Source organism: Mesorhizobium sp. (assembly GCF_024509055.1).
In the GTDB taxonomy this organism is placed as follows: Bacteria; Pseudomonadota; Alphaproteobacteria; order Rhizobiales; family Rhizobiaceae; genus Mesorhizobium.
In genome coordinates, this window is record NZ_JANINM010000484.1 from 1 (window position 1) to 12,384 (window position 12,384).

Genomic DNA, 12,384 nt, shown 5'->3' on the forward strand with positions numbered 1-12,384 from the left:
CGATCGCCCAGGCGGTGGTGCCCCAGATCAGGTTGTCGCACATCTGCGCGCCGCCAAGATAATGGACATCGTCATTGTAGCGGTCGTCCGTGGAGCACAAGGAGATGACGGCCTTGAGCGCCGCCGGCCGGCGGGCCGCGACCTGGAGTCCGTTGAAGCCGCCCCAACTGATGCCGATCATGCCGACCGTGCCCGAGCACCACGGCTGCTTGGCCAGCCATTCGATGACGGCGATGCAGTCGTCCTGTTCCTGCTTCAGGTACTCGCCCTTGCAGACCCCTTCGCTGTCGCCGGTGCCGCGCATGTCGACCCGAACCCCGGCATAGCCGTGGCCGGCGAAATAAGGATGGGTGAGTGCGTCGCGCTCCACCGTTCCGTCGCGCTTGCGGTAGGGCAGATATTCGAGCACGGCCGGCACCGGATCGGCCTCGGCGTCCTGCGGGAGCCAGATGCGCGCGGCGAGCTTCACGCCGTCCGGCATTGGGATCCACAGGTTCTCGATCTCGCGGACCTTGCGCGGGAAATCGGTGACCACGCGGATGTCTTTCATCGGACGGACCTTCTCTCAGCTTGTGGCGAATGTCTCGGCGGCGCTTGGGCCGCCATTGAGCGGAAAATGACAGGTGAGCCGGCTCGATCCGGCCACCGAGGGCGCAGGGGCCTGCGTTCGGCAGATATCCTGGGCGAACAGACAGCGCGTGTGGAACTCGCACCCCGAAGGCCTGTCGAGCAACGACGGCACCTCGGCTGGCAATGGGATGCGGTTGTGCACCTTGTCCGGATCGGGCTCGGGGTTCGCGGAAAGCAGCGCGGCAGTGTAGGGATGATGTGGCGCCTGGAAGATCGCTTCCGTATCGCCTTCCTCGACGAAGCGTCCGAGATACATCACCGCCATCCGGTCGGCGATCTGGCGCACGACATGCAGATTGTGCGTGATGATGAGCATCGACAGGCCCATGCGATCGCGCAGATCGTTGAGCAGGTTGAGCACCTCACCCTGGATCGACACGTCGAGGCCGGCCGTCGGCTCGTCGGCGATGATCAGCACCGGGTCGAGCGCCACGGCCCTTGCAACGCCAACCCGGCGTGCCTGGCCACCGGAGAGCTGATGCGGATAGCGGTCGGCGAAATCGCGCGGAAGGCCGACCAGGGCGAGCAGGCGCTCCACCTCGGCTTCGAGGCTGCGGCCGGACAGGCCATGGATGGCGAAAGGTTCAGCCAGCAGTGAGCGCACACTGAGCCTCGGCGACAGCGAGCCGACCGGATCCTGGAACATCATCGACATCTTGCGTCGCAGCGGCTTCCAGTCCGCTTTCGTCAACTCGCGCGTTTCCCGGCCCTCGAAGCGGATCGAACCACCCGCCACTGGCTGCAGCCCGTTGACAGCGCGCGCAAGCGTGGTCTTGCCCGAGCCGGACTCGCCGACCAGCGCGAGTGTCTGGCCGCGTTCCAGCGTGAAGCCGACGCCGGCGACGGCATCGATCTCGGTGCGGCGGCCGGCCAGCGCGCTCATCATGCCGCCGATGCGGAAGCGCACCCGAAGATCGGAAACGGAAAGCAAGGGTTCGGTCGTCATGCGGCCGCTCCGGCCGTTTCGCCGGCGTGCCAGCATCGCGCGACGTGAGACGCGCTGAGCGCGGTATCGGGCGGCATTTTCGAGCAGACATCGTCCGCGAGTTCGCAGCGTGCCTGGAAGACGCAGCCCTTGGGACGGTTACGCAGGTCCGGCAGGGTGCCGGGAATGGTCGGCAGCCGGGGCTCGCGGCGCGAAAGCCTGGCCGGATCGCAGGCAAGCAGCTTCCTGGTGTAGGGATGACGCGGGTTGTGGAAGATGTCGCGGGTCGACCCGCGCTCGACGACCTCGCCGGCATACATGACGATCATCTCGTCGCACAGCTCGGCGATGACGCCGAGATGGTGCGAGATGAAAAGCACGGAGCAGCCGATCTGCTTCTGCAGGTCCTTGAGCAGCTCGATGATGGCGACTTCGAGCGTGGCGTCGAGCGCCGTGGTCGGCTCGTCCGCGATCAGCAGCGAGGGTTGCATGAGCAGCGCCATGGCGATCGCGATGCGCTGCTTCATGCCGCCGGAGAATTCGTGCGGGAACTGGGCCAGCCGGCGCTCGGGGTCGGGGATGCGAACCTTGCGCAACATCTCGATGGACAGTGCGTCCTTCTCGTTGCGCGACCGGCCAGAGCGGTACTGGATGTCGCGCATCTGCTTGCCTACGGAGAGCACCGGGTTGAGCGCCCCCATCGGGTCCTGGAAGACGGTCGCGATCTTCTGGCCGCGCAGCGCCCGCATGCCGTCGCCGTCGAGGCCGGCCAGATCGCTTTTGCCGTCGAATATGATCTGGCCCGACGTCACGGTGCCATTGTCCGCGAGCAGGCCGAGAATGGAATTGATCAGGGTCGACTTTCCGCAGCCGGATTCGCCGACGACGCCGACGATCCGGTTTGTCGGCACCTCGAGGCTCACCTTGCGGAGCGCCTGCAATGTGCCGGCCTCGGTGGCGAAATCGACGCTCAAGTCCTTGATGTCGAGGACAGTCATGCGCGCCTCTTCAGCCTGGGGTCGAAGACGTCGCGCAGGGTTTCGCCGAGGAAGGTGAAACCGAGCGTGGTCAGGATGATCGGCAGCCCTCCGGCGATCACGATCCAGTAGGAGTCGCGGATGTTGACGAAGCCGTCGTTCAGGATCGAGCCCCAGCTCGGCATAGGCGGCCTGACGCCCAGGCCGAGGAAGCTCAGGCCGGCTTCGATCGCCACGACGACCGGGATGTCCATCGAAGCGAGGATGAGGATGGGGCCGATGACGTTGGGCAATATGTGGACTGTAAGGATGCGGGCCGTGCTCGCGCCCATCGAGCGCGCCGCCATCACATGCTCGGCCGACTTCAGCACGAGCGTCTGCGTGCGGATGATGCGGGCATAGCCAGGCACATTGACCAGCACCACAACGATCAGCACCGCAAGCAGCGAAGGTCCCGTGAGCGTCACCAGAGTCAGCGCCAGCATCACGGTCGGGAAGCTCTTGATGGCGTCGAAGAGCAAGAGCATCAGATTGTCGAGCCAGCGCGGCCCGTAGCCGGCGATCAGCCCGAGCACGATGCCGCCGACGAGCGACAGCCCGGTCGCGCCAAGCGCGATCGCCAGCGCGATGCGGCCGCCATGGAGAACGCGAGAGAACAGGTCGCGTCCAAGATGGTCGGTGCCGAGCAGATGATGGAGGCTTGCCGGCGCGAAGCGCTCGGCGGGCGCGAGTTTCGTCGGCGCATAGCTGGTCAGCACGTCGGCGAAGAGGGCCGAAAGCACGACGATCACGACAAGCGTCAGGCCGAACGCGCCGAGTGGCTCGCGAATGATGCGGCCGAGGATGCGACCCGCCTTGGCGAAGCGCTGGCGCGGCGGCCGGTCAACTAAAGCTTGTTCTGACACGGGGGTCCAACGCACCAATGAGGATGTCGGCGAGAGCGTTCACCGCGACGAAAAAGACGGTCGTCACCAGCACGGCGCCGGTGACGACCGGATAGTTGCGCACGGAAATCGCTTCGTAGACCAGCTTGCCGATGCCGGGACGGGCAAAGACGATCTCGGCGAAGACCGCGGAAGACACCATATTGCCGATGCCGACGCCGAGCAGCGTGACGGTCGGCAGGATGGCGATGCGCAGGGCATAGGAATAGGTGATGCGCCGGTCGGTCAGGCCGAAAGCGCGCGCGGTGCGGATGTGGCTGGCTTCCAGCGTCTCCAGCATCGAGGCTCGCACCATGCGCGCGATGTAACCCACCCAGCCGACCCCGATCGAAAGCGAGGGCAGGACAAGGTGCTTCAGCTGGCTGGTGAGGTTGCCGGGCTCGCCGGCGCCGATGGCCGGCAGCCACTGCAGGGCGACGGCGAAGACCAGCAGCGAGTAGATGGCGATGACGAAGGACGGCACTGCGATGACGGCGACCGAAAGGACGCCAATGACACGGTCAACGAAACCGCCGCGCCGCACCGCCGCGATGCAGCCCAGCGGAATGCCGAGCAGCACCGACCAGGATATCGCCCCCGCGATCAGCGCCAGGGTGTACGGCAACTGCTCGAACACGGCGTTCAGCACCGGCCGGCCCGACAGCACCTCGGTGCCGAGGTCGCCGCGCAGCGCGGAGAAATAGAACCTCGCGAACTGGATCCAGATCGGCTGGTCCAACCCCATGCGGCTGCGCAGCGCCTGGACCATCTCGGGCGTGGCGCGCGGGCCGAGGGCCACCGATGCCGGGTCACCCGGGATCACATAGATCATGGCGAACAGCATCACCATCGCGACGCTCACGATGATGATGCCCAGTCCCAGTCTTTTCAGAGCATAGCGGAGCATCTCAGGAACCGGTCGATCCGCCCCGCGCCGTGCCGTGGTCGTCCATCACGTCAGGCAGGTTTGAAGTCCGCGAAGCAAGGCTCGCCATTCGGCTTGAGGGCGGCCGCCACGCTCTTGCGGTACATCACGCCGGTGACCTCATGGGTGAGGAAGACGTAGCTTCCGCTCTCCTCCATCAGGTCCTGCATCTTCTTGTACATGACGTCGCGCTTGGCTGGGTCGAGCTCGACCTTGCCTTCGGTGACCAGCTTGTCGAACTCCGCGTTGCTGAACTGCTCCCAGTTCCACTCGCCGATCTGGCTGGTCGTGTACCACTCCGTCGCCCAGCTCGGATCCGGCTGCATCGAGAACCGCGACAGCACCATCTGGAGCTTCTTGTAGTAAGGGTTGTCCTTCGAACCCAGCGTCCAGAACGTGCCGCTGTCGTTCTGCTTGATTTCGACGTTGATGCCGATGTCCTGCAGATTGGCCTGCACCACCTGCGCCGCCGAGAGCCGCTCCGCCTTGTTGAGGATATCGAGCGTCACGGTGACACCGCTGGCGCCAGCCTTGGAGACCAGATCGCGCGCCTTGTCCGGGTCGTATTCGAAAAGGTTCTTCTCGCGATGGCCGATCAGACCGGGTGCGATGATGCCGGTCGAGGTGGCGGCGGCGCCGAAATAGGCCGCATCGACAACAGCCTTGCGGTCGACGCCATACTGGACGGCCCGGCGCAGGTCGGGATTGTCGAAGGGCGCCGCTATCTGGTTCATGCCGAGCCAGACGAAAGCGAGCGAGGGCTTTTCGACCACGACGGTGTCAGCCGGCGGCGTCTCCTTTAGCCGCTTGATCGAGGACACCGACGTCCAGGTGTAGTCGAGGTCGCCCGCCTCGTAGCCGAGTTCGGCGGTCTTTTCGTCCTCGATCGGGTGGACGTGGATCTCGTCATAGCCGCCCTGTTCGTACTTCCAGTCGGGATTGCGGACGAGCACGGTGCGCTGCTTGGGCGTCCATTCCTTGAGCAGGTAGGGGCCCGACTGCGCGACGGGCTTGACGCCCAGCTTGCCGCCTGCCTCGGTCACGGCGCGCTTGGACAAGATAGTGCTCGACGGTGTCGGCAAGGTCGACGTCCACAGCGGCGCGAAGGCTTGCTTGAGGTGGATGATGCCCGAGAGCTTGTCCTTGACCTCGACTTCCTTGAGTGTCGCCCAGTCGCCCGCATAGGGGGACTTGTTGGCGGGATCGGCAAGGCGCTCGATCGAGAACTTGACGTCTTCAGCCGTCATCTGGCCGAAGCCGTCGGTGAAGCCGATATTGTCGCGCAGCTTGAAGGCGATCGTCAGCGCATCGAGCTGTTCGATCTTCTCGACAGCCATCGGCTTCCAGCCCCAGCTGTCGCCAGGCGTTGCGACGACCAGGCCGGCGAAAATGACGTTGGTGATGTCGCCTTCCGGCGCGGCGAGGCGGAACGCCGGATCCAGCGTCTGGATATCGCCATACGACCGCACCTTGAGGACCGATCCCGCCGCCTGCGAGCGCTTGGTGGAATAGATCAAAGAAGCGAGGCCCAGCGCGCCGGCGCCGGCCAGCACGCCACGACGTGTCAGGTTGATGTTTGCGGTCATTTTCTACCCCCTCTTTGGTGTGATGCGCGCCTTGGGCGGCTTGTTGGAAACCGTTCCAAGGGCCTCCATTTCGTTTAGCCTGCCCCGGCTATACACATATGTCTAGTGAAAAAAATGCATCATGCAGTGTGAAACCGGAGGCCTTTTCCCGATACCCGTCGATCGACGAGACAGCCGTTCCGATCGCTATTTCCAGATCTCGCCGGCAAGCCGCATGAAGTTGCCGCCCATGACGTCACGGACCGTTCGCTCCGGCTGGCCGCGACGCAGCAGGACCTCGATGAGTTCCTTTGTCTGGCCCGGAGCGGAGTAGGTCGTCTTGCCTTCGGGGTATTCGTTCTTCGGCCAGAAGAGCGGATTGCTGGCAATGATGTCGTCGATGCCTTCGACCTCTACCGGGAAAGCGTAGTCGAGGCCGATGCCGACATGGCGCGGGCCGGCAAGGTCGATCAGATATTCGACGTGGTCGGCCAGCCTTTCGGAATCAGTCCGGCCCTCGCCGAGGAAGCGGTTGAGGCCGACGACGCCGATGATGCCGCCCGTGCGGGCGCAGGCCTTGATCTGCTCATCGGTGATGTTGCGGCCGTGAGCGCAAAGGGCCTTCGGATTGGAGTGCGAGAAGATAACGGGACGGTCGGTGTACTCCATCACGTCCATTGTGGTGCGATAGCCGGTGTGGCTCACGTCCACGAACATGCCAAGACGGTTCATCTCGTCGATCACCTGCCGACCGAACGCGGTCAGGCCGATATCGTCGTCATGGCATCCGCCACCGGCGAGGTTGTTGCGGTTATAGGCGAACAGCATCTGCCGCACGCCGAGGCGATAGTAGAATTCGACCATCTCGATCCGGCCGTTCAGCGCGTTCATTCCTTCGATGTCGAAGGTAACCGCGAGTTTGCCTTGCACCTTCGCGGCGAGGATTTCGTCAGTCGATGAGACGAGCGCGTAGTCTGCGGGGCGCGCCAGGATCCAGTGCCTGAAATAAGCGAGCGTGGCGACAGTCTTTTCCCAGGGCAGGAGATCGAAGCCGACGTCGATCGACAGGTAGTCGACGCCCGCGTCGCGCCAGATCCGCAGATTGTTCAAGTCGGCGGCCGGGTCCGGCATGAAACCGGAATGCGCGTCCCAAATGACTTCGCTGTTCAGGATCGACTGGACTTTGTCGTCAAGGCTCATCGCGTTCCCATCCGGATTTGGTTCATCGCCTTCGCGATCTGCGCACTCCGATCGGGACGGGTCAACCGCCAATAGCGCCGTTACGGCCCCTGGCCCAATCCAATGTACACTGGTGTCTAGACAAAGCGCGAGTCGTCGTTATGGTTGCGTCATCGATGCCAGATGCGGCGACCGCGCCCGGCAAGGTACGTCATTGGGAAACGGTATGGACAGGGTACGGAGCGCCGGATCTGGAACGGCTAAGCGGATGGGAGGCGACTTCCGATCCTCCCCGGAATTCGCTGAAGCCGAAAGCTTCTATTCCGCCCTGTTCGGGCTTCGGGGCCATGTGTTCGCGGCCCGCTCGTCATGTGGCCATGCTTCCGCAGATGCTGTCTTTTTCATAGGCCAGAGCTTCGAGGACGACCTCAAGGCCGCGCCGGTCAGCCGCCTGTACAAGATTGCTCGCGGCGAGGCGGCGCCCGAGCGGCTGAACGATGTCGAGACGAGGCAAATCCGTCTTTCGCCTGACGGGCAGGTCCTGGCGGTCGCATGCGCGGGCAGCGGGGCGAGCGTAGACCGCATCGAGCTCCTCGCCGGCGGCCAAGGCATCGCCGTGGCGGATGTGCCCGGCCGCATCGAACAGATCGACTGGTCGCCTGACGGTCAGCGCCTGCTCATGGTCGTGGCCGGCACCGGCGCCGATCTTGCCGGCATTCACGGCGGCTACGCGCAGAAGCAGAAAACGGATACGCCCGCATGGCTGCCCGAGGTCAGTTGGGGAGAGGGCGACGACCTCTGGCGGCGCATCTGGCTCTGGGATCTCGAGGGTGAACCAACAGCGGTCACATCGGCGCCCGTCAACATCTGGGAAGCGAGTTGGTGCGGCCCGGATAGCATCGCCGCCGTGACCAGCGGCGACCACGGTGAGGGCAGCTGGTATGCGGCGAAGCTGTCGCTGATCGACGCGAAGTCTGGATCTGCGAAACTTCTTCACACACCGCGCGACCAGATAGGCGTCCCTCGCGGTTCGCCCGGCGGCGCCCGCATCGCGTTCATCCAGGCTTTCTGCAGCGACCGCGGTCTTGTCGCCGGACAGCTTTCGGTCCTCGATCCGGTGAATGGCGAGGTTGCGGTCGTCCCGACTGGCTCGATCGACATCACCTCGATCGAATGGCGTTCCGCCACAAGCCTGCACCTGTCAGGCATCCGCGGTCACCAGACTGTCGTGGCCGACTACGACATTTCCAGCGCGACGCTGACCGAGCTTTGGTCGTCCACCGAGCTGACCTGCGGCGAGTGGGCGCCCTCCGCCGTGCCGATGGGAACTGCCGGCTCGCTCTTCGTCGGCGAAGCCTACGATCGGGCTCCGATCCTCGCCGAAGTCGTCGGCGGCGAACTGCGGGAGATCGTTTCGCTGGCCGCGCCCGGTGCGCTGTCGACGATGTCCGGCCTCGGCAAGGCGGAGCCGTTCTCCTGGTCTGCGCCGGACGGGCTCGAAATCCAGGGATGGATCGTGCGTTCGCCGGTGGCGGACGGGCCGACGCCGCTGCTGGTCGATGTCCATGGCGGGCCGATCTCGTCGCACCGCAACCGCTGGATGGGGCGAACGCGCGCTGCTCCGCTGCTGGTCTCGCGCGGCTGGACGATCTTTTTCCCCAACCCGCGCGGCAGCACCGGGCGCGGGGACGCTTTCGCGCGCGCCGTGCAGGGCGACATGGGCGGCGCCGATGCCGACGACATACTGAGCGGCATAGATGCACTGGTGCAAAAAGGCCTGGTCGATCCGGGCCGCGTTGCCATCACGGGCACCAGCTATGGCGGCTTCATGTCCGCATGGTTGCCGACGCGCAGCGACCGCTTCGCCGCCGCCATCCCGATCTCGCCCGTCGGAGATTGGTACAGCCAGCACCGCACCACGCAGATACCCGAATTCGATGCCCTGATGCTGGAATCCTCGCCATGGGAAGAGGGCGGCGCCTATTTCACCCGCAGCCCCGCCTTCTACCGGCAGCTCAACAGCGTGCCGACGCTGGTCATGGCCGGCGGCATAGACAAGAGCACCCCGCCCGGCCAGGCGCTGGAATGCCATTTCGCGGCGCTTCGCTCAGGCTCGCCAAGCGCGCTCGCGACCTATCCGAATGCAGGGCACAGCCTGCGCGGCTATCCCGAATATATCGACACCGCCGCCCGCATCGTCTGGTGGCTCGATAGCTATGTTGGCGGTTCTTCGACCGCGAAAGTTTGAGGAGGACAAAGACATGCCGGCAGCAGCCAACAGCAAGCATATCGTGGTCGTGGGCGGCGGCATCATCGGCTGCTCGACCGCCTATCACTTGCTGAAATCGGGCGTGAAGAGCGTGACGCTGGTGGACGCGACCGAGCCGGGCGCGGCAACCACCAGCGCGGGCGCCGGCTTCGTGTCGCACTGGTCGGCCGGCATGATCCCAGCAGGCGAGGAGGGGCTCAGGCTCCAGCAATACGGCCTCGACTTCTACCGCATGCTGCATGAGCTCGGCACCGAGATCGGTTATCGCCCGAACGGCACGCTGATCATGGCGCTCACGCCGCAGGGGCGCGAGGACTTCGTGCTGCCAGTGCTCAATTCGCCCTATGCGCCGAAGGAGATGCAGGACCTGAACGCCAAGCAGATCGGCGCCAAGATGGGCGGGCTTATCGATCCGGCAAAGGTTCACTCGGGCGCCTACAATCCGCATGGCATCCAGCTCGACACCAAGCTGGCTCTCGGCGTGCTGGTCAACGAGATCAAGAAGCTTGGCGGCGTGGTTCGAAGCGGAACCAAGGTCGGCAGGATCGAAAACACCGGCGGCAAGGTCACGCTGCATACCGACCGCGAAGCGATCGAGGCCGACGGCGCGGTTGTGGCGGCCGGCGCCTGGAACAATGAAGTTCTCGCCAGCCTCGACTGGCATTTGCCGTTGCTGCGTGTGCTGGCCACGCGCGTCGTCACCGACGATCGCGGCCTGCCGTCGACGCTGCCGACGGTCCAGTGCCGCGAGCTGCGGCTCTGGCTGCGCGAGACCTTCGGCGCCATCATGTGGGGCACGGGCAGCCACTATACGCCGATGCACCGCCTGGAGGAGAGCGACATCGAACCCGGCCAGCCGCACAACCGCGAACTGATGCAGTCCATGGTCGATTTCCAGATGGGCAAGCTGCAGGAGGTCTTCCCGCCGTTGCGTGGCTCGAAGGTCGCGAACTGGTCGCAGGGCATTCCCTGCTACACACCGGATGTCGGCTTGATGGTCGGGCATGTGCCCGGCCACGCCAACATCGTCGTCGCGGGTGGCGACAACGAAACCGGCGTCAGCCATGGGCCCGGCCTCGGCCGGCTCGCCAGCGAGATCCTGCTGGATGCGCCGCGCTTCGTCGATCCGGCCCGCTTCAGGATTGACCGCTACGCGCGCGATGCCTTCCCGAGCGAGGAAGATGTCGAGGCCTCGATGCCCGCTTGGAGCGCACGCCACGGCGCAAAGCGTTTCGCCGCTGCCGCTGAGTAGGGAAGCTAGTTCAGCGCGCCGTTACGCTGTCCAGCAATGCCTGCGCCACCATCTGCTCGGTCGGCGTCGTCTTCCTGCGGGTGACGAGGTAGAAGGCGTCGGCATGGCGGCGCGGGGTCTTGGCCAGCGGCACCAGTTGCCCGAGTCTCAGCTGTTCCTCGACGAAGCCGGCCCAGGCGAGCGCAGCGCCGCGGCCGGCGATCGCCTCATGCATCATCGACAGATAGCTTGAGAAGGTCGGCCCGGGCAGGTTGCGCGTGGTGCCGATCCAGGATTTCCAGTTGTCGATCGCATCGTCGGGAGCGGCGAGATGCAGCAACGGCACATCGAGGAAGGCCGCCGGGTCCTCTGAAGCGAGCGCGGGGTGCCGTTCGAGGAACCCCGGCGAGCAGACCGGGAACCACTCTCCGTCGAACAGTTTGCGGGCGGCAAAGCCCGGCCAAAGCTCGGGCCGGCCGAAGCGTATCGAAATCGCGACTTCCGGCCGGTTGAAATCGTCCGGGTGGCTGGAGGTCAGCAGCGTGACGCGGCCATGCGTGACGAGCGACGTCACGAGATCGAAGCGCGGCATAAGCCAGGCCTGGACGAGGTCGTAGCCGCTGGCGATGACGAGCGAATCGCGATCGGCTTCCTGGAGGCGAGCGACCGCGTCCCGGATCGTGCCCAGCCCGTCCCTTATCGCCTCGGCCAGCGCGGCGCCGTTTTCGGTGAGCGAGACGCGGTTGCCCTTGCGCGCCAGAAGGTCGAGCGACAGACGCTTCTCCAGATTGGCGATATGGCGCGACACGGCCGATTGGGCGATGGCGAGCTCCGTGGCGGCGGCCGTCAGGTTGCCGAGCCGCGCGGTCGCCTCGAATGCGACCATCGCGTTGAGCAGGGGAAGCGAGGCTTTGAGCGTCTTCATCGGCAGCCAGAGTATTCCATGACTTTTTGAGATGGAAGCCTGCCAAATCCATGCTTGATAGCTGCAGTAATTTACTGCAAGCCTGACCAAAAGGCATCAGCCAGCAAATCGGAGCCGGCGGCCGCCGGGCTGGGCGACCTGCTGCGTGAGAACGGCGTGGCCAACGCCCGCATCGTGGCGCGCAAGAGCTACCTGACCAAGGCGAACTGGAAGCTGGTGCTGGAAAACTTCCTCGAATGCTCCCACTGCCGTCCGGCGCATCCAGAATATTTCCGTGTCAACGGCCACGTGAAGGTGACCGCCATGCGCGACGACGACAAGGCGGCCGAATGGCAAGAGGAGGTCGAAGCCTGGCACAGCGTGATCGGCGACGCCGAATTTCACAAGGGCATTTGGGAACCCGGCGACCTGGACACCATGCCCTTCGCCATGCATCGCAAGCCGATCGGTTCGGGGCGCCTTACCCTTTCCGACGACGGCCAGCCGGTGTCGCGCCTGATGGGCGGACGCGGTGCCTATGACGGCGGCGAGAACGGTTTTCGCATCGGCCGCCTCTCGTTCCTGAGCGCTCCCAACGACTATCTGACGATGTTCCAGATGATCCCGCGCAACGCCAACGAAACCGACGTCATCCTGACCTGGCTGGTCGACAAGGATGCCGACCCGGCGATCGACGTCGACAAGGTTTCCTGGATGTGGGACGTGACCACCGTCCAGGACAAGAAGATCACCGAGGACAATGCCGAAGGCATCGCCTCACGGGTCTATCGTCCGGGGCCTTACACGCCGCTCGAATCGCAGACGGCCTTCTTCATCGAGACCTACCTGTCGCAAC

11 protein-coding genes are annotated in these 12,384 nt (G+C 64.9%); 3 read left to right on the forward strand and 8 right to left on the reverse strand.

The genetic code is table 11. The features are described 5' to 3' along the window. The 7 genes from Q0L57_RS28495 to Q0L57_RS28525 form a co-directional block, all read right to left on the reverse strand. Nucleotides 1-550: CocE/NonD family hydrolase (locus Q0L57_RS28495; RefSeq protein WP_296746419.1), on the reverse strand; the 550-nt coding region annotated here is incomplete at its 3' end. Between the two features lie 15 nt (nt 551-565). Next, nucleotides 566-1,576, reverse strand: coding sequence for an ABC transporter ATP-binding protein (locus Q0L57_RS28500; protein WP_296746420.1), 1,011 nt, complete (start codon nt 1,574-1,576; stop codon nt 566-568). Beyond that, on the reverse strand, nt 1,573-2,553 hold the full coding sequence (locus Q0L57_RS28505) for an ABC transporter ATP-binding protein (RefSeq protein WP_296746421.1): 981 nt from the start codon (nt 2,551-2,553) through the stop codon (nt 1,573-1,575). Before Q0L57_RS28505 ends, Q0L57_RS28500 begins: the two co-directional genes overlap by 4 nt. Further along, nucleotides 2,550-3,437 (reverse strand): ABC transporter permease, encoded by an 888-nt coding sequence (locus Q0L57_RS28510; protein WP_296746422.1) that lies wholly within the window; start codon nt 3,435-3,437, stop codon nt 2,550-2,552. Before Q0L57_RS28510 ends, Q0L57_RS28505 begins: the two co-directional genes overlap by 4 nt. Further along, nucleotides 3,415-4,362 (reverse strand): ABC transporter permease, encoded by a 948-nt coding sequence (locus Q0L57_RS28515; RefSeq protein WP_296746423.1) that lies wholly within the window; start codon nt 4,360-4,362, stop codon nt 3,415-3,417. Before Q0L57_RS28515 ends, Q0L57_RS28510 begins: the two co-directional genes overlap by 23 nt. Nucleotides 4,363-4,412: 50 nt before the next feature. Then, nucleotides 4,413-5,966: an ABC transporter substrate-binding protein gene (locus Q0L57_RS28520; RefSeq protein WP_296746424.1), complete on the reverse strand. Its 1,554-nt coding sequence runs from the start codon at nt 5,964-5,966 to the stop codon at nt 4,413-4,415. A 186-nt stretch (nt 5,967-6,152) separates the two neighbouring features. Further along, nucleotides 6,153-7,145 (reverse strand): membrane dipeptidase, encoded by a 993-nt coding sequence (locus tag Q0L57_RS28525; protein ID WP_296746425.1) that lies wholly within the window; start codon nt 7,143-7,145, stop codon nt 6,153-6,155. A 205-nt stretch (nt 7,146-7,350) separates the two neighbouring features. Here Q0L57_RS28525 and Q0L57_RS28530 point away from each other — a divergent pair, with 205 nt between their 5' ends. Both Q0L57_RS28530 and Q0L57_RS28535 read left to right on the forward strand, forming a co-directional pair. Next, complete coding sequence (locus tag Q0L57_RS28530) at nt 7,351-9,372, forward strand: prolyl oligopeptidase family serine peptidase (RefSeq protein ID WP_296746426.1); 2,022 nt, start codon at nt 7,351-7,353, stop codon at nt 9,370-9,372. A gap of 13 nt (nt 9,373-9,385) precedes the next feature. Beyond that, nucleotides 9,386-10,645, forward strand: a complete 1,260-nt coding sequence (locus tag Q0L57_RS28535; protein WP_296746427.1) for an FAD-binding oxidoreductase — start codon at nt 9,386-9,388, stop codon at nt 10,643-10,645. A 10-nt stretch (nt 10,646-10,655) separates the two neighbouring features. Here Q0L57_RS28535 and Q0L57_RS28540 read toward each other — a convergent pair whose 3' ends face one another. Beyond that, the gene (locus Q0L57_RS28540; protein ID WP_296746428.1) at nt 10,656-11,549 is read right to left on the reverse strand and encodes a LysR family transcriptional regulator; all 894 of its coding nucleotides are present in this window, start codon (nt 11,547-11,549) and stop codon (nt 10,656-10,658) included. Between the two features lie 54 nt (nt 11,550-11,603). Here Q0L57_RS28540 and Q0L57_RS28545 point away from each other — a divergent pair. Then, nucleotides 11,604-12,384 (forward strand): SRPBCC family protein (locus tag Q0L57_RS28545; protein WP_296746429.1); only part of this gene is annotated, 781 nt, incomplete at its 3' end.